Origin of the sequence: Romboutsia faecis (assembly GCF_014323405.1) — a bacterium.
GTDB lineage: Bacteria > Bacillota > Clostridia > Peptostreptococcales > Peptostreptococcaceae > Romboutsia_E > Romboutsia_E faecis.
Map to the genome: position 1 here is coordinate 157,706 of NZ_JACRWE010000004.1, position 22,712 is coordinate 180,417.

General features: G+C 31.1%; 19 protein-coding genes and 1 pseudogene. 16 read left to right on the top strand and 4 right to left on the bottom strand.

From position 1 onward, the window contains the following. Positions 1-119 precede the first annotated feature (119 nt). The 7 genes and pseudogenes from H8923_RS09965 (at position 120) to eno (ending at position 9,281) form a co-directional block, all read left to right on the top strand. The gene (locus H8923_RS09965) at positions 120-1,178 is read left to right on the top strand and encodes a CdaR family transcriptional regulator (protein ID WP_153973148.1); all 1,059 of its coding nucleotides are present in this window, start codon (positions 120-122) and stop codon (positions 1,176-1,178) included. A gap of 150 nt (positions 1,179-1,328) precedes the next feature. After that, positions 1,329-2,861, top strand: a complete 1,533-nt coding sequence (gene garD, locus H8923_RS09970; protein ID WP_153973149.1) for a galactarate dehydratase — start codon at positions 1,329-1,331, stop codon at positions 2,859-2,861. Positions 2,862-2,949: 88 nt separating this feature from the next. After that, positions 2,950-4,302, top strand: a complete 1,353-nt coding sequence (gudD, locus tag H8923_RS09975) for a glucarate dehydratase (protein ID WP_153973150.1) — start codon at positions 2,950-2,952, stop codon at positions 4,300-4,302. Between the two features lie 16 nt (positions 4,303-4,318). After that, positions 4,319-5,236 carry a dihydrodipicolinate synthase family protein gene (locus H8923_RS09980; protein ID WP_153973151.1) on the top strand — a complete coding sequence of 306 codons (918 nt, stop codon included), beginning with the start codon at positions 4,319-4,321 and terminating at the stop codon, positions 5,234-5,236. Positions 5,237-5,283: 47 nt separating this feature from the next. Beyond that, positions 5,284-6,192 carry a 2-hydroxy-3-oxopropionate reductase gene (garR, locus tag H8923_RS09985; RefSeq protein ID WP_317982866.1) on the top strand — a complete coding sequence of 303 codons (909 nt, stop codon included), beginning with the start codon at positions 5,284-5,286 and terminating at the stop codon, positions 6,190-6,192. 272 nt (positions 6,193-6,464) lie between these two features. Then, a pseudogene (gene pyk / locus H8923_RS09990) lies at positions 6,465-7,886 on the top strand (pyruvate kinase); the annotation flags it as partial. 102 nt (positions 7,887-7,988) lie between these two features. Then, complete coding sequence (gene eno, locus H8923_RS09995; protein ID WP_187127910.1) at positions 7,989-9,281, top strand: phosphopyruvate hydratase; 1,293 nt, start codon at positions 7,989-7,991, stop codon at positions 9,279-9,281. Positions 9,282-9,358: 77 nt separating this feature from the next. Here the strand turns inward: eno and H8923_RS10000 are convergent, their stop codons facing one another. After that, positions 9,359-9,700: a winged helix-turn-helix transcriptional regulator gene (locus H8923_RS10000; RefSeq protein WP_153924368.1), complete on the bottom strand. Its 342-nt coding sequence runs from the start codon at positions 9,698-9,700 to the stop codon at positions 9,359-9,361. A gap of 217 nt (positions 9,701-9,917) precedes the next feature. Between H8923_RS10000 and H8923_RS10005 the strand changes: the two genes are divergently transcribed. The 8 genes from H8923_RS10005 to H8923_RS10040 all read left to right on the top strand — a co-directional run bounded on the left by H8923_RS10005 (position 9,918) and on the right by H8923_RS10040 (position 18,606). Next, entirely contained in the window at positions 9,918-10,553 is a 636-nt protein-coding gene (locus tag H8923_RS10005) for a flavodoxin family protein (RefSeq protein ID WP_153924371.1), read from the top strand. 132 nt (positions 10,554-10,685) lie between these two features. Next, positions 10,686-12,248 carry a sigma 54-interacting transcriptional regulator gene (locus H8923_RS10010; protein WP_153924374.1) on the top strand — a complete coding sequence of 521 codons (1,563 nt, stop codon included), beginning with the start codon at positions 10,686-10,688 and terminating at the stop codon, positions 12,246-12,248. A gap of 280 nt (positions 12,249-12,528) precedes the next feature. Beyond that, positions 12,529-13,722, top strand: a complete 1,194-nt coding sequence (gene megL, locus H8923_RS10015; protein ID WP_153924377.1) for a methionine gamma-lyase — start codon at positions 12,529-12,531, stop codon at positions 13,720-13,722. A 304-nt stretch (positions 13,723-14,026) separates the two neighbouring features. After that, a complete protein-coding gene (locus H8923_RS10020; protein ID WP_153924380.1) occupies positions 14,027-14,602 on the top strand; it encodes a 2-oxoacid:acceptor oxidoreductase family protein in 576 nt (191 codons plus the stop codon). Further along, positions 14,603-14,911: a 4Fe-4S binding protein gene (locus H8923_RS10025; protein ID WP_153924383.1), complete on the top strand. Its 309-nt coding sequence runs from the start codon at positions 14,603-14,605 to the stop codon at positions 14,909-14,911. Beyond that, entirely contained in the window at positions 14,912-16,138 is a 1,227-nt protein-coding gene (locus H8923_RS10030; protein ID WP_243139882.1) for a pyruvate ferredoxin oxidoreductase, read from the top strand. 12 nt (positions 16,139-16,150) lie between these two features. Then, entirely contained in the window at positions 16,151-17,089 is a 939-nt protein-coding gene (locus H8923_RS10035; protein WP_153924386.1) for a thiamine pyrophosphate-dependent enzyme, read from the top strand. A gap of 197 nt (positions 17,090-17,286) precedes the next feature. After that, positions 17,287-18,606, top strand: a complete 1,320-nt coding sequence (locus tag H8923_RS10040; RefSeq protein WP_153924388.1) for a Na+/H+ antiporter NhaC family protein — start codon at positions 17,287-17,289, stop codon at positions 18,604-18,606. 46 nt (positions 18,607-18,652) lie between these two features. Here H8923_RS10040 and H8923_RS10045 read toward each other — a convergent pair whose 3' ends face one another. Next, a complete protein-coding gene (locus H8923_RS10045) occupies positions 18,653-19,324 on the bottom strand; it encodes an ABC transporter ATP-binding protein (RefSeq protein WP_153924391.1) in 672 nt (223 codons plus the stop codon). A 9-nt stretch (positions 19,325-19,333) separates the two neighbouring features. Further along, a complete protein-coding gene (locus H8923_RS10050; RefSeq protein WP_153924394.1) occupies positions 19,334-20,839 on the bottom strand; it encodes an ABC transporter permease in 1,506 nt (501 codons plus the stop codon). A 274-nt stretch (positions 20,840-21,113) separates the two neighbouring features. Here H8923_RS10050 and secG point away from each other — a divergent pair, with 274 nt between their 5' ends. Next, entirely contained in the window at positions 21,114-21,341 is a 228-nt protein-coding gene (gene secG / locus H8923_RS10055; protein WP_243139883.1) for a preprotein translocase subunit SecG, read from the top strand. A gap of 247 nt (positions 21,342-21,588) precedes the next feature. Here the strand turns inward: secG and H8923_RS10060 are convergent, their stop codons facing one another. Continuing rightward, positions 21,589-22,527, bottom strand: a complete 939-nt coding sequence (locus tag H8923_RS10060) for an AEC family transporter (protein ID WP_153924397.1) — start codon at positions 22,525-22,527, stop codon at positions 21,589-21,591. Positions 22,528-22,712 lie beyond the last annotated feature (185 nt).

Genomic DNA, 22,712 nt, shown 5'->3' on the forward strand with positions numbered 1-22,712 from the left:
AAAAATAATAAAAATGTGTACGGATGGTTTATATTATAGTAAAATCAATATTAAATAAAATAATTGTACAAATCTACAAAATTGTATTTATTTACTATGGGTAAATAGGGGGACATAGGATGCATAGTATAGATAGTAAAATAGCTCAAGGTATAGTTAATAGAGTTATGAAAGTTATACCGTATAATGTAAATATTATGAATCAGGATGGTGTAATAATTGCAAGTGGAGATAGAAGTAGATTAAATAAAATACATAGTGGAGCTTTATTAGTTTTAGAAGAAAAGAAGAGTGTAGAAATACACAAAGATACTGATAAAGAGAAGGCTGGTATAAATTTACCTATAATGTTTTCAAATGAAACAATTGGTGTTATAGGGGTTACAGGGAATCCAGATGATATAAGACAATTTGGTGAATTAGTAAGGATAACAGCTGAATTACTTGTAAATGAGCATTTTATTTTTTCTAAGAAAAAAGCTTTTGAAATGCATAGAGATAAATTCTTATATGAATTAACTCAACTAGATGGTGAGTATAGTGAGCGAATAAAACAGGAATCTAATGAGTTAGGTATAAATTTAGATGTACCAAGAATTGCATTGGTTATAAGTATGAAAAATAAGGATTTTAATTATTATGTAAAGATAAAAGATAAGTTATGGATGTTCTTAGAAAAACAAGAGTTTATAATTGAATACTTTGAGAATACTTTTGTTGTATTGGTCAATACACCATCAAAACAAAATATAATTATAGATATCTTATATAATGAAGAAGTAGAAATAGGTGTAAGTTTAAAAGAAGCACTTATATCAACTGCTGTCAAACAAGGTGATTTAGCTATAAAGGTAGGAAAAGCATTAAATAAGGATGAAAAAGTTTTAAGGTATGAAGAATTATATTTTTTGTCAACTTTAACAACTTGCAAAGGAAATGAAATACTTAAAAGACATATAGAAATTTTAAAAAACGAGGGTAATAAGTTAGATTTAATAGATACAATATTATCATATATAGAAAACAGTGGGGAAATAAATACTATTTCTAAAAATCTTAATATTCATAGAAATACGCTTAATTATAGGTTAGAAAAAATACATTCATTAACAGGAAAAAATCCTAAAAACTTTTTAGATTTATTAGAATTATATACAGCTTATATACTTTATAACTAAGGTTGTGCAAATGACTAAAAAAGAATGTTAAAGATTGGTCAAAGAAACGATGATTACAAAACCCTGAAGTTTTATAATAAAAATATAGAAATATAAGTAAAAAATAAGAAATCAGATATTAATTTAGTATATATGAAAAAGAGGGATTATATGGAGAGTAAAATGACTAATGAAAGACAACCTCTATACATAAAAGTAAATCCAAAGGATAACGTTGCCATAATCGTTAATCAAGGGGGATTGAGTAAAGGGACTGTTTTTTCAGATGGATTAGAATTGCTACAAGATATACCAGAAGCTAATAAGGTAACTCTTGATAATATAAAAAAAGATGAACCTATAATTAGATATGGTGAAGTAATTGGATACGCAACAGAAGATATACAAAAAGGAAGTTGGTTAAGAGAAGATAGAGTAATCTTACCAAGAGCATACTCATTAGATGAATTAGAAAGTGAATGTATAGGTAATAATATAGAACCATTAGAAGGATATACCTTCATGGGATATAAAAACTCTGATGGAAGTGTTGGAACAAAAAATATACTAGGAATTACAACTACAGTTCAGTGTTCAGAAGGGGTTCTAAATGTTGCTGTAGATAGATTGAAAAAAGAAGTACTACCAAAGTATGAAAATGTAGATGATATTATTGCTTTAAATCATCTTTATGGATGTGGGGTAGCTATAAAAGGTAAAGGAGCAGAAGTTCCAATAAGAACTATAAAGAATCTTGCTAAAAATGCTAACTTTGGAGGAGAAATATTAACAGTATCACTAGGTTGTGAGAAGTTAGTACCAGATATGTTATTTCCTGAGTTAGAAAGGGAAAACCTTGTTATACTACAAGATTGCTATGGATTTAATGCTATGGTTGAAGAAATAATGGTTAAGGCTGAAACTAAACTAAAAAAACTAAATGAAAGAACTAGGGTAGAATGTCCAGTATCTGATTTAGTAGTTGGACTTCAATGTGGAGGAAGTGATGCTTTTTCTGGAGTTACAGCAAATCCAGCAGTAGGATATGCTGCGGATTTATTAGTAAGAGCAGGAGCTAAGGTAATATTCTCAGAAGTTACTGAAATAAGAGATGCAGTTCATTTATTAGCACCAAGAACTGTTAATGAAGAAGTACTTTCAAAACTTGTATCTGAAATGAAATGGTATGATAATTATTTAGAACAAGCTGATGTTGATAGAGATGCTAATCCGTCTCCAGGTAATAAAAAAGGTGGATTATCAAATGTAGTTGATAAGGCCTTAGGTTCAGTAGCAAAATCAGGAAGTACTAGAATAGTAGATGTACTATCTCCTGGTGAAAGAATAAAAAAACATGGTATGACATATGCGGCTACTCCAGCAAGTGACTTCGTATGTGGTACTCAACAATTAGCATCAGGAATAACAATGCAAGTATTTACAACTGGAAGAGGAACTACATATAACTTGAATGTATCTCCAGTAATAAAGGTATCAACAAATTCAACACTTAAAGAAAAGTGGTTTGATTTAATAGATGTAGATGCAGGAACAATTGCAACAGGTCATAAAACAATAGAAGAAGTGGGTTGGGAAATATTCAATTTAATATTAGATGTTGCAAGTGATAAACAAAAAACTTATGCAGATCAACATAAAATATATAATGCATTAGCTGTGTTTAATCCAGCACCAGTAACTTGATTAAAAAAATTAAGCTAGTTTAAATTTAAAATATACAAACACCATTAATTTGATTAAATAAATATAACTTTTAGGGGGAAAATTTACGATGAGTAAAACACCAGTAATAACTAAAATGCAAGTAATACCAGTAGCAGGACATGATAGCATGTTACTTAATTTAAGTGGAGCACATTCACCATTCTTCACAAGAAATATAGTTATATTAGAAGATAGTAATGGAAACACAGGAGCTGGGGAAGTTCCAGGTGGAGAAGGAATACGTAAAACATTAGAAGATGCTAAAGAATTAGTAATAGGCCAAAGTATAGGTAATTACAATAATATATTAAATACAGTTCGTCATAAATTCAATGATAGAGATGCAGCTGGTAGAGGACTTCAAACATTCGATTTAAGAATAACAGTTCATGCAGTAACAGCATTAGAAGCTGCTTTACTTGACTTATTAGGACAACACTTAGATGTACCAGTAGCTGCATTATTAGGTGAAGGTCAACAAAGAGAAGAAGTTGAAGCTTTAGGATACTTATTCTACGTAGGTGATAGAAATAAAACTGATTTACCATACTTAGATGGAAAAGATGGAGAGTGTGAATGGTACAGAGTTAGAACTGAAGAAGCTTTAACTCCAGAAGCAGTAGTTAAGTTAGCAGAAGCTTCTCATGAAAAATATGGATTTAAAGATTTCAAATTAAAAGGTGGAGTTTTAACACCAGATCAAGAAATAGAAGCTATAACAGCTATAAAAAATAGATTCCCAGATGCTAGAGTTACAATAGATCCAAATGGATGTTGGTCATTAAAAGATGCTATAAGAGTTTGTAAAGGAAAACAAGATGTACTGGCTTATGCAGAAGATCCATGTGGAGCTGAAGATGGTTATTCAGGAAGAGAAATAATGGCTCAATTTAGAAGAGCTACAGGTTTAAAAACTGCTACAAATATGATAGCAACTGACTGGAGACAAATGCAACATTCTATACAAGTTCAATCAGTAGATATACCACTTGCTGATCCACATTTCTGGACTATGCAAGGTTCTGTAAGAGTTGGTCAAATGTGTAATGAATGGGGATTAACTTGGGGATCTCACTCAAATAATCACTTCGATATATCACTTGCAATGTTTACTCATGTTGCAGCAGCAGTTCCAGGAGAAATAACTGCAATAGATACTCACTGGATATGGCAAGAAGGAATAGATAGATTAACAAAACAACCATATGAAATAAAAGGTGGTAAAATAGCTGTTCCTAAAAAAGCTGGTCTAGGTATAGAGTTAGATATGGAAAAAATAATGGAGGCAAATGCACTATACAATGAACATTGCCTAGGAGCAAGAGATGATAGTATAGGAATGCAATACTTAATAAAAGATTGGAAATTTGATAATAAAAAACCTTGTTTAATAAGAGAAGAACAAGCAGTACTTGCTTAATTTTAGGGGGATTAAAATGGATACTAGTTCAATAAAGGGGATAATTGTTCCAATAGTTACTCCTGTTGATGAAAATAATTGTATAAATGAAGAAGCTATGTCAAGAATGGTAAATTACGTTATAGATGGTGGAGTACATGGAATACTTGCTTTTGGAAGTAACGGAGAATTCTTTGCAATAGACTATAAGGAACAAAGAAGAGCATTAGCTTGTATGGTAAAAACTGCAGCTAAGAGAATACCTGTATACATGGGTATAGCTGGAATAACTACAAAAGAATGTGTAGAAACTGCAAAAATGGCTATAGAAGAAGGTGCGGATGGTTTATCTATCCTACCTCCAATGTTCATATCACCAACTGAAGATGAGTTATATGCACATATAGTTGCAATAGCTGAAACTGCTCCAGAATTACCAGTACTTTTATACAACAACCCTGGTAAAGTTGGATATGGATTAAGTGTTAATTTAGTAAAAAGACTTGCAGATGTACCTAACATAGTAGGTATAAAAGATACTAGTGGAAATATGACTTTAACTGCTGAGTTCATAAGAACTACAAGAGATAAAGATTTCAAAGTTATGGCAGGAAAAGATACTATGATATTAGGTTCACTAGCATATGGAGCAGTAGGAGCAATAGCATCAACTGCAAATATAGTACCAGAATTAGTTGTTGAAATATACGACAAATATATGGCAGGGGACATAGAAGGGTCTTGTGAAGCTCAATTTAAATTAACACCTTTTAGAAATACTTTTGATAAAGTATCATTCCCAGCAGGAACTAAAGATGCTTGTAATTTAATAGGACTTGAAGTTGGAAATAGTATAAAACCAAATACTACAGCATCTAAAGCTGTATTAGATGAAATGAGAGAAATACTAACTGATTTAGGTTATATAAAAAGAGAAGCTTTATTAGAAGCTTAATAAATTTAAAAATTAGTACGAAAAATAGATAAAAGGAGTAAATGAATATGAAAAGAATAGGATTTATAGGATTAGGAATAATGGGTAGACCAATGAGTAAAAACCTTATAAAAGCAGGTTTTGAACTTGTTGTATTAGATAGAAAACAAGAAGTAGTAGATGAATTAGTATCTTTAGGAGCTAAAGCTGCATCTACTCCAAAAGAAGTTGCAGAACAAGTTGAAGCTGTTATAACTATGCTTCCAAATTCTCCACATGTTAAGGAAGTTGTTTTAGGAGAAAATGGTGTAATAGAAGGAGCTAAAGAAGGTTTAGTAGTTATAGATATGAGTTCAATAGCTCCATTAGTAAGTAGAGAAATACATGGAGAATTAGCTAAAAAAGGAATAAAAATGATAGATGCACCAGTAAGTGGTGGAGAACCAAAAGCTATAGATGGAACAATATCTGTAATGGTTGGTGGAGAAAAAGAAGTATTCGATGCTTGCTACAATGTAATGGATGCAATGGCTGGATCTGTTGTTTATACAGGTGAAATAGGAGCTGGTAACATAACTAAATTAGCTAACCAAACTATAGTTGCATTAAATATAGCAGCTATGTCAGAAGCTTATATATTAGCTACTAAAGCTGGTGTTGACCCAGAATTAGTTTACCAAGCTATAAGAGGAGGACTTGCTGGAAGTACAGTTTTAGATGCTAAATCTAAGATGGTTATGGATAGAAACTTCGAACCAGGATTCAGAATAGATTTACATATAAAGGACTTAGGAAATGTATTAGAAACAGCTCATGAAGTTGGAGCTCCATTACCATTAACTTCTTCAGTTATGGAAATGATGCAAGCTTTAAAAGTAGATGGGTTAGGACAAAAAGATCACTCAAGTTTAGTAAAATACTATGAAAAGTTAGCTAATGCTGAGGTTGTTAGACACGAAGATTTAGTTAAAGCTTAATACCATAAAATTATAAAATAGCGAATTTTAATAATTCGCTATTTTCATGCAAGTTGTTAACCAAACATTATAGATTTAATAAAATAAATACAATGTTAGAAGTTAGATTATATTTATATTAAAATTATTAAAAAAATTAACTTCATAAATCTTTAAAAGTCTTGTAAAAAAATGTATAATAAGAAATGGAATATAAATATTAATTACAATGATGAGTAGATACTAGTATACAAGTGTATCAGTATATATTCGGGAGTATAGGAGAAAGCACTATGATAAACAACACAAAAAGAACTAAAATAGTATGTACTTTAGGTCCAGCAAGTGAAAAAGAAGAAACTCTTAGAGCGCTTATAGAAAATGGATTAAATGTATGCAGAATGAACTTTTCTCATGGATCTCATGAAGAACACAAGGGTAGAATGGATTTAGTTAAAAAAGTAAGAGAAGAATTAGGTCAACCTACAGCTATACTTTTAGATACTAAAGGTCCAGAAATAAGAACAGGACAATTTGATGCTCCAGAAGTTCTTTTAGAAGAAGGTCAAACTTTCACTATAACAATGAAAGATGTTATGGGAAGTAAAGAAATGTGTACAGTAAGTTATAAAGGTTTAGCTGAAGATGTAGAACCAGGAAATACTATATTAATAGATGATGGTTTAGTAGGTCTTACAGTTAAAGAAGTTAACGGAGACGACATAGTTTGTGTAGTTGAAAATTCAGGAATAGTGAAAAATCACAAGGGTGTTAACGTACCGGGGGTAAAGGTTAACCTACCTGCAATAACTGAAAAAGATAGAAGTGATATAGAGTTCGGTATAGAACAAGGAATTGATTTTATAGCAGCATCTTTCGTAAGAAAAGTATCTGATGTATTAGCTATAAGAGAAATATTAGAAGAAAATAATGCCACAGATATAAAAATAATATCTAAGATAGAAAACCAAGAAGGTGTAGATAACTTAGATGAAATAATAGCTGTATCTGATGGTATAATGGTTGCAAGAGGTGACTTAGGAGTTGAAATACCAACTGAAGAGATACCTGTCGTTCAAAAGTTAATGATAAAGAAATGTAATGAAGCAGGAAAGCCAGTTATAACAGCTACTCAAATGCTTGATTCTATGATGAGAAATCCTAGACCAACAAGAGCAGAAGTAACTGACGTTGCCAATGCTATATATGATGGAACAGATGCTATAATGCTTTCAGGAGAAACTGCTGCAGGTAAATATCCAGTAGAAGCAGTTAAAACTATGGCTACAATAGCTAAAAGAACTGAAGAAACTATAGATTACAACAAAAACTTAAGAAATAAGAGCTTAGCTAATGCTAATGTAACAGACGCGATAAGCTACTCAACTTGTACAACTGCTATAGATTTAAATGCAAAAGCTATAGTAAGTGCAACATCTTCAGGACATACAGCAAGAATGGTTTCTAAGTTTAGACCACAATGCCCAATAGTAGCTACAACTGATAACGAAAGAGTAATGAGACAATTATCATTAACTTGGGGCGTATTACCAGTAGCATGTGAAAATGGTAAAAATACAGATGAAGTTATATCTAGCGCAATAAATGCAGGTAAAGAAAAGAACTATTTAGCTGAAGGTGACTTAGTAGTTATAACTGCAGGAGTACCAGTTGCAACAAGTGGAACTACTAACTTAATAAAGGTTGAAACTATATAGATATAAATAATTTATAAATTTATAAATAGATGCAAACAATAGATAGTAGGTTTTTTTAATCTACTATCTAATTACATATAAATCTCGGAGGTAAGGTAAATGTCAGTTATAGAAGCAGTATTAGCAAGAGAAGTATTAGATTCAAGGGGAAATCCGACTGTAGAAGTTGAGGTTATATTAGAAAGTGGAACTATGGGTAGAGCAATAGTACCATCAGGAGCATCAACAGGAGCTTTTGAAGCTGTTGAATTAAGAGATGGTGACAAAGGAAGATACCTAGGAAAAGGTGTAGAAAAGGCTGTTGAAAACGTTAACGAAATAATAGCTCCAGAATTAGAAGGTATGGATTGTTTCGATCAACCAGCAGTAGATGCAGTTATGATAGAATTAGATGGAACTCCAAATAAAGGTAAATTAGGAGCTAATGCTATACTTGGTGTATCTATGGCTGTAGCTAGAGCTGCTGCAGAAGAATTAGGATTACCATTATTCCAATACATAGGTGGAGTAAATGCTAAGCAATTACCAGTACCAATGATGAATATAATAAATGGTGGAGAGCATGCTGATAATAATGTAGATGTTCAAGAATTTATGATATTACCAGTTGGAGCTCCAACATTCAGAGAAGCTTTAAGAATGGGTGCAGAAGTATTCCACTCTTTAAAGAAAGTTTTAGCTGATAATGGATTAGCTTGTGGTGTAGGTGATGAAGGTGGATTTGCTCCAAACCTAAGTTCAAACAGAGCCGCTTTAGAATTAATAGTTGATGCGATATCTAAGGCTGGATATGAGCCAGGAAAAGATGTTATGTTAGGTCTTGATGTTGCTGCTACAGAAATGTACAACAAAGAAACTAAAAAATATGTTTTAGCTGGAGAAGGAAAAGAATTAACTGCAGCTGAAATGGTTGATTTATATGAAGATTGGGCTAACAACTTCCCAATAGTAACTATAGAAGATGGTTTAGATGAAGAAGATTGGGATGGATGGAAGTTATTAACTGATAGATTAGGAAAGAAATTACAATTAGTTGGAGATGACTTATTTGTTACTAACACTGAAAGATTAGAAAGAGGAATAGAAGCTGGTGTTGCTAACTCTATATTAGTTAAAGTTAACCAAATAGGTACAATAACTGAAACTTTAGATGCTATAGAAATGGCTAAGAGAGCTGGATACACTGCAGTTATATCTCACAGATCTGGAGAAACAGAAGATACTACTATAGCTGACTTAGCTGTAGCTGTAAATGCTGGACAAATAAAAACTGGTGCTCCATCAAGAACTGATAGAGTAGCTAAGTACAACCAATTATTAAGAATAGAAGAAATGGTTGGAGAACAAGCTAGATACTGTGGATTAAATTCTTTCTACAACTTAAAGAAGTAATTTTTAAAAGTATTATTTTAATATAAAAAATGCCCAGACCATTAAGCTGAAAATGCTCAATGTTCTGGGTTTTTTATTTATTCACCTTTTTCATCTATATCAGGATAGTATTTAATAGACCACTTTTTAAGAGGTGCAATAATTTCATAAAGTTCTTTTCCTTTATCAGTTAAAAAGTACTCTACTTTAGGTGGGATTTCAGCATATATAATTTTATTTATCAAACCTTCACCTTCAAGTTCTTTAAGTTTTTCATTTAAAACTTTCTGACTTAAACCTTCAATAGATTTCTGAAGTTCTAAAAATCTTTTAGGCCCTTCATATAAATGGCATAATAAAATAGATTTCCATTTACCTCTAATAAATTCCATTGCAAAATCTAATAAACATATAAACTCTTTACCATTATAATGAATCATTAATTTTACCTACCTGCTAATCATCTTTTATATAATTTTATTTTAAATAAGTTATATTATACTATAAGTTAAATTTATTTTTCACATAAATCATATAGATTATAGCAATTCTTACTTAATAGTAAGTAGCCTAACTAAAAAGTGCGTACTTGTAGGGTATTTATAGTATCCATATAATAGTCTCATGAAATAAATATATTATATGGAGGCAAATATCATGAAAGTAGTCGCATTTAATGGAAGTCCTAAAAAAGAAGGGAATACTTATAACGCTATAAAAACTGTAGCAACAGAATTAGAAAAAGATGGGATAGAAGTAGAGATTGTTCACGTAGGAAATAAATTAGTACGTGGATGTTTAGCTTGTGGTGGATGTGCAAGAAATAAAAATGAAAGATGTGTTATAGAAACAGATGAAGTAAATGAATGGATTCAAAAAATGAAAGATGCAGATGGGATAATATTAGGATCGCCAGTATATTATTCAGCTATAGCTGGAACTATGAAGTCATTCTTAGATCGTGCATTTTATGTAGGTTCATCTAATGGAGGAATGTTTAGACATAAAGTTGGTGCAAGTGTAGTTGCAGTAAGAAGGTCAGGAGGGATACCAACTTTTGATCAATTAAATAATTATATTAATTATTCTGAAATGCTGATGCCAACATCTAATTATTGGAATGTTGCATATGGAACGAAACCAGCTGAAACACTTAATGATGAAGAAGGTATGCAAATAATGAGAGTATTAGGTAAGAATATGTCTTGGCTAATGAGACTTGTTGAGTTTGGCAAGGATTCTATAGAAGCGCCAGAACAAGAAAATAAAACATTTATGAATTTTATAAGATAAATATTATGATAATGGTGGCAGTTCATACAAATGAATTGCCACTTTTTTATGTTGAATAAATGAAATATAATGAAAATGTAATATATTATACATCAAGATAAATCCTTGGTGTAAAATAGGGGAGATATTTTTATGATTAGATTTGAGATAAGTACTAGAGATAGACTAGGTATAACTACTGAAATACTATGTAAAATTTATAATAGAGATATAGATTTAGTTTCTATGGAGGTTTTTACAGAAAAGGTTTGTATAAAAATTAATGATATAGATTATGCAACTAAAAAAAATCTTAAGGAAGAAATTAGTGGAATTGAGGATGTTATTTTTATAAAAGAAATAGAACTTCTAGATCATGAAAAGAATGAGCAGAAGTTATTGGCTGTAATTGATTCCGTAGATGAAGGCATAATTTCTATTGATAAAAATTTCGAAATTAATATATTTAATAATTACTGTGAAGAGTTGTTTAATTATAAAAAAGAAGATGTTATAGGTAGAGATATAAGGGATATTGTTGGTGAAGAAGATGTAATTGTAGATTTAATTAGATACGGTTATGAATATGATAACATTAAGTCTAGCATAAAACATAATGATATAAAAAGTAATTATATAACTACTGGTAGAAGGATAACTAATGATAATGATGAAACAATAGGGGCTGTAGTCTCAATAAAAGATGTAAACAAAGCTAGAGAGCTTGTGAATATAATTAATAAAAATAATGATGGACCTTTTAAAAATATAATAGGCAATAGTAAGAGCATTGAAAAGGTAAAGAATATGACCATATCTATATCAAAAAGTAATTCAACCGTCTTACTAAGAGGAGATAGTGGTACTGGTAAGGAGCTTTTTGCAAATGCTATACATGATTTAAGTGATAGGAGAGATAAACGTTTTGTTGCTATTAACTGTGCAGCTTTACCAGACAGTTTACTAGAAAGTGAATTATTTGGATATGAGAAGGGCAGTTTTACAGGAGCTATGCAAAATGGAAAGGAAGGTCTTTTTAAGGAAGCAAATGAAGGAACTATTTTTTTAGATGAAATAGGAGAATTATCAATGCTTTTACAAGCAAAACTTCTAAGGGTACTACAAGAAGGAAAAATAAGAAAGATAGGTAGTAGTAAAGAAGAAGGTGTTGATGTAAGGGTTATTGCAGCAACTCATAAAAACCTTGAGAAGATGATAAAAGATGGAGAGTTTAGAGAAGATTTATATTATAGATTAAATGTTATTCCAATAAAAATTCCAAGCTTGAAAGAGAGATTAGATGATATACCTATATTAGTTCACTTTTTTATAAATAAACTTAATAAGAAACTTAGAACTAATATAAGAGGGTTCAAAAAGGATTTCTTAGACGAATTAATGAATTATGATTGGCCTGGGAATGTAAGAGAGTTACAAAATGCGGTAGAAAGAGCTATGAATTTATGTAATGGAGACGTATTAACTAGACAAGATATTATTATTGACTGTATATATAAGGATGAGGATATTGTAGATGATTTAATTGAAGAAGAGCAGGATTTTAAATCTTTAAAAGAAGAGATGGAGAAGTATGAGAAAGAGATAATTATGAAAGTATATAATGATAATAAAAGTTATAGAGAAAGTGCTAAGATACTTGGAATTTCACATACCGCAGTTATGAATAAAATTAATAAATATAATATAAAAGAATAGTGTAAATAATTATTTACAAATGTAAAGAATTATTTACGGAGTTTGGAAAATATGTAAAGATTTCTTTACAACATATAAAATTAATTTAAAACAGCCTTAAAATATTTATGTGAAAACGTTTTTAAAGAATGGGTTTATTTCAATATGTTCGGAAATAAAAAATAAAAAATAATTTTTTAAAACTTTAATTAGAAATTTGGCATGAGAGTTGCTTTTATAATATAGCGTAAACAAAAATAATTATAAATTATATTAAGATAAATTATAGGGGGAACTTAAAATGGAAAACTTAAAAAATAAAAAATTTGCAACTCAGGCTATACACGGAGGACATAAAAAAGATCCAGTTTCAGGAGCATTAACTACACCTATATTCCAAACATCAACTTTCGTATTCGATAGTGCAGAACAAGGAGGAAGAAGATTTGCACTTGAAGAAGACGGTTTTATATATTCAAGACTAGGAAATCCTACAAATATGCAATTAGAAGAAAAAATAGCATTACTTGAAAAAGGAGAAGCTTGTTTATCAACTGCTTCAGGAATGGGAGCTATAACTTCAGCATTATGGACTGCATTAAAGGCAGGGGACCATATAGTAGCAAGTAAAACTTTATATGGATGTACTTATGCATTATTAAATCATGGAATAAGTAGATATGGGGTTGAAGTTACATTTGTTGATGCTGCTAATTTAGATGAAGTAAGATCAGCTATGAAAGAAAATACTAAAGTTGTTTACTTAGAAACTCCAGCAAATCCAGACTTAAAGTTAGTAGATATAGAAGCTATATCAAAGATAGGACATGAAGTAGAAGGGTGTATGGTTATGGTTGATAATACTTTCTGTACTCCATATATACAAAGACCATTAGAACTTGGAGCTGATGTTGTCCTTCACTCTGCTACTAAATACTTAAACGGACATGGAGATGTTATAGCTGGATTTGTTGTTGGTAAAAAAGAGTTTATAGACCAAGTAAGATTATTTGGTGTTAAAGATATGACTGGTGCTGTTCTTTCTCCATTCGATGCATATTTAATAATGAGAGGTATGAAAACTTTACAAATAAGAATGGATAGACACACTAAGAATGCTATGGAAGTTGCTAAATTTTTAGAATCTCATGAAAATGTAGAGTTAGTTAACTATCCAGGATTAGAAAGTTTCCCACAATATGAATTAGCTCAAAAGCAAATGGATATGCCAGGTGGAATGATTGCATTTGAGGTTAAAGGTGGACTTGAAGCTGGTAAGAAATTATTAAACTCTTTAGAATTATGTACACTTGCAGTTAGCTTAGGTGATTGTGAAACATTAATTCAGCATCCTGCATCAATGACTCATTCTCCATATACTCCAGAAGAAAGAGCAGAGGCTGGAATATCTGAAGGATTAATAAGAATATCTGTAGGGCTTGAAGATGCAGAAGATATAATAGCTGACCTAAAGCAAGGTTTAGATAGATTATAGAAACTCATACTTAAGTTATGATATTTATATATTAAACAGATTTTAAGTGATAACTCATTATGAAGTTAATGATCCACTATGATAAGCAATTTATCATAGTGGATATATTAAGATTTCCATAATCAGATAAAATTAATTGTCTGATAATTGAAATCTTAAATATAGTCCTACTAAATAATATTAATATTTCAAAATACGATAATATAAGAATATTGAAAACGTTATTTTACTTTTATTGACAGAAACTAATTTGCAGTGTTACCATAAAAATAAGCGTTAAAGCTATTATATTTAAGGGGGTATTATGGTGAATAATACAATAGAGATCAGATGGCATGGAAGGGGAGGTCAAGGTGCAAAGACAGCTGCATTACTACTAGCAGATGTTGCATTTAGTACAGGAAAGTATGTACAAGGTTTCCCAGAATATGGTCCGGAGAGAATGGGGGCACCAATAACTGCTTATAACAGAATAAGTGACTCAGAAATAAGAGTTCACTCAAATATATATGAGCCACAATTTGTAGTAGTTGTTGATGAAACCTTATTAGAAGCAGTAGATGTAACTAAGGGACTAAAAAAGGATGGAGCAATTATAGTAAATACATCTAAGCCAAAAGAGGAAATCAAAAAACACCTTAAAGGATATGAAGGTAAATTGTTTACGGTAGACGCAAGAGGAATATCAGAAAAAGCTTTAGGAAAATATTTCCCAAATTCACCAATGCTTGCATCAATAGTAAAAGTAGCAAATATTATGCCTTTAGACACATTTTTAGACGAAATGAAGACTTCTTTCAAACACAAATTTGCATCTAAACCAGAGGTTATAGGTGGAAATATGGAAGCTTTAAAATTGGCTCTAGAGGAGGTAGAATAGATGGATAAGAAAATAAGTGAAATTATTACTGAAAATATATCTTGGAAGGATATAACACCAGCAGGAAACGTATATGCTGGAGGAACTTCACAAGAATTTAATACAGGAGAATGGAGAGTGGATAAGCCTATATTTATAGAAGATAAATGTAAGCAATGTTTATTATGTGTTCCTGTATGTCCAGATAGTTCTATTCCTGTAGAAAACAAGAAAAGAGCAGAGTTTGATCTTATGCACTGTAAAGGATGTGGAATATGTGCAAAAGTATGTCCTTTCGATGCTATAGAAATGGTAAAGGAGGAAGTTTAGATGTCTACTACAGCAGTAATGGAAAATGAAAGAGCAGTAGAACCTGCAGGAATAAGGGAGAGATTATCAGGAAATGAGGCAGTAGCAATTGCTATAAAGCAAATACATCCAGATGTATTTCCAGCATTCCCTATAACTCCTTCAACAGAAATACCACAATATTTCTCATCATATGTGGCTAATGGTGAAGTACAAACTGAATTTGTTCCAGTAGAAAGTGAGCATAGTGCAATGAGTGCAGCTGTTGGTGCTCAATCAGCAGGTGCTAGAACAATGACAGCAACATCATCTTGTGGTCTAGCACTTATGTGGGAAGAATTATACATAGCAGCATCTAACAGACTTCCAATAACATTAGCTTTAGTAAATAGGGCTTTATCAGGTCCAATAAATATAAACTGTGACCACTCCGATAGTATGGGAGCAAGAGATGCAGGATGGATACAAATTTATTCTGAAAATAACCAAGAAGCTTATGATAACTTTATACAAGCTGTAAGAATAGGGGAACATAAAGATGTACAATTACCAGTAATGGTTTGCCAAGATGGATTTATAACAAGCCATGCTGTTGAAAATATAAAATTAATAGAAGATTCTTTAGTAAAAGATTTTGTAGGAGAATACACTCCAGAAAATTACCTACTAAATGCTAAAAGACCAATGTCTACTGGTGCTTATGATGTAACATCTTATTACATGGAGCACAAGAGACAGCAAGCTCAGGCTATGAAAAATGCTAAGAGAGTAGCTTTAGAAGTTGCAAAAGACTTTGAAAAAATATCAGGAAGAAGCTACGGACTATTTGAAGAATACAAATTAGATGATGCAGATTATGCAATAGTTATAATAAACTCTGCAGCAGGAACTGCAAAAGATGCAATAGATAAAATGAGAGCTGAAGGAAAGAAAGTTGGATTGTTAAAAATTAGACTATTTAGACCTTTCCCAGCCGAAGAAATAAGAGAAGCATTAAAAAATGTAAAAGTTTTAGCTGTAATGGATAGATGTGAAGGCTTTAATGCTTATGGGGGACCGCTAGGAGCGGAAGTTAAAGGAGCACTTTACAGTTTAGACAATGGACCTAAAGTTGTAAATTATATTTATGGATTAGGCGGTAGAGATGTTAGGGTTGAGAACGTGGAAGAAGTATTTAACGAACTTGAAAAAATAGATAACAGTGGTGAGCTAGGAGAAGAGTATCGTTATTTATCAGTAAGAGATTAGGGGGGTGTGAAGATGAGTTATAATTTTAAGGATGTAATGAATAAGCCAGAAAGATTAGCTGGTGGGCATAGAATGTGCGCCGGATGTGGAGGAACTATTGCTGTAAGAAACGTACTACGTGGACTAAAAGAAGAAGATCACGCAGTAATAGGAAGTGCAACAGGATGTTTAGAAGTTTCTACTTTTATGTATCCTTATACAGCATGGAAGGACTCTTTTATACACAATGCTTTTGAGAATGCTGCAGCTACAATAAGTGGAGTAGAAGCTGCTTATAAAGCAATGAAGAGAAAAGGCAAGATAGATGATAGTTATAAATTTATAGCATTTGGTGGCGATGGTGGAACTTATGATATAGGATTCCAATCATTATCAGGTGCTATGGAAAGAAACCACGATATGGTATATGTATGCTATGATAATGGTGCTTACATGAACACAGGTATCCAACGCTCATCTGCAACACCGATGTATGCAGATACTACAACAACTCCAGTAGGAAGTGAATCACCTGGAAAACCTCAAAATAGAAAAGATTTAGCAGCTATAATAGCATCACATGATGTTCCATATGTCGCTCAAACAACATTTATAAAGAACTTTAAAGATTTACACACTAAATCTGAAAAAGCTATATATACAGAAGGTGCAGCATTCTTAAATGTAATGGCACCATGTCCAAGAGGATGGAGATATCCAGCAGAAGATATGATGAAAATATGTGAATTAGCAGTAGAAACTTGCTACTGGCCACTATTTGAAGTTATAGATGGAAAATGGATATTAAATTATAGACCAAAGAAAAAACTTCCAATTGAAGAGTTTCTAAAGCCGCAAGGTAGATTTAAGCATTTATTCAAAAAGGGTAATGAGCATTTAATAGAAGAATTCCAAGCTGAAGTAGATAGAAGATGGAATGAACTATTAGCTAGATGTGGAGAAGAAATATAATCTAACCTATTAACAACATTATTATGAATGCTAGGCGAGAATATTTTATCAGAACTAAAAGATTATAATATTGACAATAGTTTCATCAGAATAGAAGTTTAGGTAATACTTTAAGTATTATCTAGACCTATTTTGATGGAGAAATTCAATCAATAATATATAAATATTATAAAAATTAATTAAGGGGAGAAAAAAGTATGAACAAAAATGTTTCCAAAGGAAATCCATTGGCATTATTACCTATTGTTGTATTTTTAGTTTTATTTGTTGGTAGCGGTATTATAACAGGAGATTTTTATCAAATGCCAGTTTTGGTTGCTTTTATGATAGCATCTGGAGTTGCATTATTATTTAACAGAAATGAAAAGTTTGACACTAAAATGGATATATTCTGTAAGAGTGCAGGAGACCCTAATATAGTTCTAATGTTAGTAATATTCTTATTAGCTGGAGCATTCGGTAGTGTTGCAAAGGCTATGGGTGGAGTTGATTCAACTGTTAATTTAAGTTTATCTGTATTACCTCCAAACCTTTTAGTTGCAGGATTATTTGTAATAGGAAGTTTTATATCTATATCAATGGGAACATCAGTAGGAACAATAGCAGCTCTTGCTCCAATAGGACTTGGTATAGCTGAAAAGACTGGAATACCAGTAGCTTTAGTAACAGGAGCTATAGTTGGTGGTGCTATGTTTGGTGATAACTTATCAATGATATCTGATACTACAATAGCAGCATCTAGAACTCAAGGGTGTGATCTAAAAGATAAGTTCAAGGTTAACTTTTTAATAGTTTTACCAGCGGCAATACTTACAGTAATATTACTTGCTGTAATGACTAGTGGATATAAAGGGTCCGCAGGGCAAACGTATTCCTATGAATTTATTAAAGTTGTTCCGTATATAGCGGTCTTAGTAGGAGCTTTATGTGGAGTTAATGTTTTTGTTTTACTTGGAGGAGGAATATTATTTGCTGGAGTTGTAGGAATGACTACAGGTTCTCTTGATTTATCTGGACTAATTCAAGCTGTATCTGGTGGTATGGCAGGTATGCAGGAATTATGTATATTAGTCTTAATAGTTGGTGGAGTTGTTGGCTTAATGAAGCACAATGGAGGAATAGATTTCTTACTTAACTTTATAACTAGTAGAATAAATAGTAAAAAAGGTGCAGAGTTTGGAATAGCTGCATTAGTAAGTGTTGTAGATTTATGTACTGCAAACAATACTATAGCAATAGTAACTGCGGGACCTTTAGCTAAAGATATAGCGGAGCAATACGATATAGATCCAAGAAAAACTGCAAGTATACTTGATATATTCTCAGCTTGTTGGCAAGGAATGATACCTTATGGGGCACAACTTGTTACAGCAGCTGGAATAGTTGGAGTGTCTGCTGTTGAGATAATAAAATACTTGCATTATCCAATGTTAATGTTAGTATGTGGTATTGGTTCAATAATATTTGGAATACCAAGATTAAAAAAGACAAAAGAAAATACAAGTAAAGTATCATAATAAAATCACTAGCTTGGTAGTAATTTACTAAGCTAGTGATTTTTTATTAGCAGACTTGCGTTTGAAGTAATTGTTTATTTTTAACCAGATAAGTTATATCGGATTTTTTAGCAATTTCATTATTGTGAGTTACTAGTATTACAGTTTTATTATGCTCCTTTACTAATTTCTCAAAGATTGATATTATCTCATTTGAAGTATTTTCATCTAAGTTTCCAGTAGCTTCATCAGCTAATATTAAGTTTGATTCAGTAGCCAAGGCTCTTGCAATGGCAACTCTTTGTTGTTGACCACCACTTAACGTTAAAACTTTTTGCTTTCCTTGTTCTTCAGTTAAACCAACTTGTTTAAGTATTTCTATAGCTTTTTCTTTTTTATTAGGGCATTTTGTATCTTTTATTTCCATAGCACAAATAATATTATCTAAGGCACTCATATATGTTAAAAGATTATAACTTTGGAATATTATAGAGATATACTTATTTCTATAGTTAGATAAACCTATACTATTTATATTTCTATTATCAAATAAAATTGATCCAGAATTAGCTTTATCAAGCCCAGCAGCTAATGATAAGAATGTTGTCTTACCAGAACCAGAGGGACCTATTATTGTATAAAATTTACCTTGTTTAAATGTTGCATTGACTTTATCTAAGATAACAGAATTGTTATTGTAAGAATAAGTTATATTTTTAAATTCTAGTATTGTATTCATATAATCCTCCTAACTATGTTTACTTAAGATATTTTTTGGGTTAAGTCTCATTACTGTAACTGCTGGTACGCAAGTTGCTATTAATGAGATAGTAGTTCCTAATACAGCCATTTTAAAGAAATCATTACTTGAAACAGAAACATCAAGCTCATCTATTACATCCACATCAGAATTAGGTTTTGAGAACATTCCTCCGAATCCCTTATTTGAACCTCTATCTCCACCAGGCATTTCTGCAGCGTTTACTTCATTACTATTTTCAGAAGATGAAATTTCAGAAGATAAAAGTTGGTTTGCAACTATATTACTAGTTGAGTTTCCTAATAATGAAGATGCTCCTAAGGATAAAACTAGTATTAATAGGATTTCTACTGCAAATTGAGCAATTATTTTAGGCTTCTTTTCGCCAAGAGAAAGAAGTATACCTATTTCTTGGTTTCTATCTCTAATTGATAACATTATTATTAAAGTTAAAATTAAACCACCAGCTATTGATATAACATATACTGCTATTTTAGAGAATGAGCTTATATTTTCGATAGGACCTAACATTTGCTCATAAGCTGCATCGTTTGCATCCAATGTAAAAGTATCAAAGTCTATAGAAGAGTTTTCTTTGGCATCAGCTATAAATGAATCAACATTAGTTGGGTCATTTAGGTAAAATATAGCACTATCAACAGCATTTTCATAATCAGAACCTTTTATATTAGAAATTGTTTCTAAATTAGTATAGATATTGTTGTATGGGCTAACAGCTGTATTCATCATAGCTTGTTCAGTAAAATCTTCATTAGAAGTATAGATACCAATTATTTTTAAATCATATGTAGTATCTTCATCAGATGTAGAACCTACAGTTATTGTATCTCCTACGCTTAAATCATTCTCAGAAGCTAGAGCTTCTTCTATAATAGCAACATTAGAAGTCGTTTTATCAGTTATAGCTTCACCTTCAACCATAGAAATGTTATTTTTTTTAAAAGATGATGTTTGTTCTAAATTAGAAACACCAGTTAATGTAACATCTCCAATATTACCTATTTTACCGCCTTGCCCAAATTGAGGTACTTTAGAATTAGATTCTTCAGTTGTAGAGTCTTCATTATCAGAACTTCCAACAGCAGTGAAGTTGCTAGCTAATAAGCTTGTACTTGATTGAGCCAAGTATCCTTCTATATATTCTGATTTTAATAATTCATCTATGTATTCAGTTGAAATAGGTGTCATAGTAGGTTTCATTCTTTCAACGCTTGGAGGCTCACCATTTGGAGTACCAGAAGGTGAAGATTCTTTTGATTTAATCATACTTTCTCTCATTTTCTGAGTGTCAACTTTTAATGTTACCTCAGCTCCAAGTTGTTGTCTTGCTAGAACTCCAGCAGCTTTGCTAGCAGTTTGAATTGATATACCAGACAATACTAGTAGACATATTGTGGTTATAACTGTAAATAGTAGTAGTGTTTTTGACAGCCTACTTTTTATGCTTAATATTGCTCTTTTAAAAAAGTTCATAAGTTATTACTCCTTTTCCATGAAATATAAATTACTATCTGTATTTTAATTACAAGACATGAAGTTTGTATGAAATAAAAGAGAACATTTAGTGAAAGAGCTATGAAGTTTATATGAATTAATGGGAACAATGTTAATATGAAAAGATTTATAGTGGTATGGTTAAAGAACTTATGAAACATAGTTATTGGATGTGAATGCTTGTATTAAGAAGTCTATTATGATAGACTAAAAATGAATGAATTTTTTATCAGAAATGATAGGAGGATAACATATGTTAGGCAACGTTTTAATGGGATTACAAGTTGTATTAGGGATTATATTAATACTTGCTATAATGCCTCAAGATAGTAAAAGTGCTGTTCCTACACAATATGGTGGAGAAGGAAGCCAAAGTTATTTCAAGCCAAAAGGTAAGGAAGCTTTCCTTGGTAGAGTTACAAAGATAGCAGCAGTATTATTCTTCTTAAATGCATTAGCATTAGCTGTTATAAATAAATAGTAGTGGGTAAATGGCCATTACCTAATACTATTTATAAATAACATTTTAAAAATTAAATTTAATTTTTAAAAAGGAGTTATTTTATGTGGAGTTAAATACGGGCGAGCGGGTTTATATATAATTTGCCTTCCATGCAGCAAAGTATGCTGCAAATGTCAGTGCAAATTATATATAAATCTTAGGCTCTAGGGTATTCAACAAACCATTTAAAGTAGCTCCTTTTGTATTGTGGGAATAGAAAAGAGATCTAAATTAATGATAGTTGCTTTAGAGCTAGTATCCATAGAAATACTGTTGGGATGCAGAATAAGCAAGTGAAGACTATTGATTGTTCTGCTAAGATGCTGTCTCCATCCATTTGTTTTGACATTTGGAAAGTTGATACTGCTACTGGTGCTGCAAATATTAGTAGTATTGTTAGCAGTTCTATACCTCTGAATCCTAGTTTTATTGAGATTGGAATAAATATAAGAGGTACGAAAATTAGTTTGTTTAATACTATTATTACTGTGTGTTTTAAGTATTCTTTTATGTGACTAAATGAGAATGACCCACCTAGTAGTATTAGTGATAGTGGGGTAGCTATTTTTGCTATGTCACTTATTGATTTTTCTACAAATGTTGGTAGAGTTATGTTAAGGGTTACAAATAAAATTCCTACAGCTGATGCTATGATTAGTGGGTTTGTGATTATTCCCTTTAGGATTTTTTTAAAATTTATTTCCCCATCTCTAAACAATTCTAAAGAAATTACTGATAAAAGATTAAATAACGGAACTATGACAGCAATTAGCAATGCTGTTGTACCAATATTTCCTTCGCCATATATTGAAGTTGCTATAGGCATTCCAAATATAACAAAATTACTTCTAAATATACCTTGAATCATTACTCCTCGTTTTTTATTATCCTTTTCTATTTTAGGAATAAGAAAACATAGAATTATGAATAAGATAACTATTGAACTAACTGAAAAAATAATTAGATTGATATTAAAAGAACTTTTTACATCACTTTGATAAATATTAAAAAATAATAGTATTGGTAAAAAAATTTTGAAACAAACGCTATTCATTACATTTAATGTTTGTTTATCTAAAAGTTTTATATATTTCAAATAATATCCTAAAGACATAATAAGAAATAATGGTGTAACTACGTTAAAAGATAAAATAAAATTCTCCATATTTTAAGCCTCCCAATTTTGATTGTTCATACATTTCAGTTTAGAGAAAAAAACTTTAAAAATCAATATAGGTTGTGGCAAAATATGTAATAAAATAAGAGAGTATAGTCATTAGATTTTATTTTATTTAAAACTGTGCTAGAATAACAGTGGATTCCAAATATTAGAAATAATATGTATATATA

Bases quoted from the DNA above. Each gene is read 5' to 3' on its own strand.
- H8923_RS10035 (WP_153924386.1), top strand. From the start codon at position 16,151: ATGAGTTATAATTTTAAGGATGTAATGAATAAGCCAGAAAGATTAGCT.
- H8923_RS10030 (WP_243139882.1), top strand. From the start codon at position 14,912: ATGTCTACTACAGCAGTAATGGAAAATGAAAGAGCAGTAGAACCTGCA.
- secG (WP_243139883.1), top strand. From the start codon at position 21,114: ATGTTAGGCAACGTTTTAATGGGATTACAAGTTGTATTAGGGATTATA.
- H8923_RS10060 (WP_153924397.1), bottom strand. From the start codon at position 22,527: ATGGAGAATTTTATTTTATCTTTTAACGTAGTTACACCATTATTTCTT.
- H8923_RS09980 (WP_153973151.1), top strand. From the start codon at position 4,319: ATGGATACTAGTTCAATAAAGGGGATAATTGTTCCAATAGTTACTCCT.
- H8923_RS10050 (WP_153924394.1), bottom strand. From the start codon at position 20,839: ATGAACTTTTTTAAAAGAGCAATATTAAGCATAAAAAGTAGGCTGTCA.
- garD (WP_153973149.1), top strand. From the start codon at position 1,329: ATGGAGAGTAAAATGACTAATGAAAGACAACCTCTATACATAAAAGTA.
- H8923_RS10025 (WP_153924383.1), top strand. From the start codon at position 14,603: ATGGATAAGAAAATAAGTGAAATTATTACTGAAAATATATCTTGGAAG.
- H8923_RS10005 (WP_153924371.1), top strand. From the start codon at position 9,918: ATGAAAGTAGTCGCATTTAATGGAAGTCCTAAAAAAGAAGGGAATACT.
- H8923_RS10040 (WP_153924388.1), top strand. From the start codon at position 17,287: ATGAACAAAAATGTTTCCAAAGGAAATCCATTGGCATTATTACCTATT.
- H8923_RS10020 (WP_153924380.1), top strand. From the start codon at position 14,027: ATGGTGAATAATACAATAGAGATCAGATGGCATGGAAGGGGAGGTCAA.
- H8923_RS10010 (WP_153924374.1), top strand. From the start codon at position 10,686: ATGATTAGATTTGAGATAAGTACTAGAGATAGACTAGGTATAACTACT.
- H8923_RS10045 (WP_153924391.1), bottom strand. From the start codon at position 19,324: ATGAATACAATACTAGAATTTAAAAATATAACTTATTCTTACAATAAC.
- gudD (WP_153973150.1), top strand. From the start codon at position 2,950: ATGAGTAAAACACCAGTAATAACTAAAATGCAAGTAATACCAGTAGCA.
- megL (WP_153924377.1), top strand. From the start codon at position 12,529: ATGGAAAACTTAAAAAATAAAAAATTTGCAACTCAGGCTATACACGGA.
- H8923_RS10000 (WP_153924368.1), bottom strand. From the start codon at position 9,700: ATGATTCATTATAATGGTAAAGAGTTTATATGTTTATTAGATTTTGCA.
- garR (WP_317982866.1), top strand. From the start codon at position 5,284: ATGAAAAGAATAGGATTTATAGGATTAGGAATAATGGGTAGACCAATG.
- H8923_RS09965 (WP_153973148.1), top strand. From the start codon at position 120: ATGCATAGTATAGATAGTAAAATAGCTCAAGGTATAGTTAATAGAGTT.
- eno (WP_187127910.1), top strand. From the start codon at position 7,989: ATGTCAGTTATAGAAGCAGTATTAGCAAGAGAAGTATTAGATTCAAGG.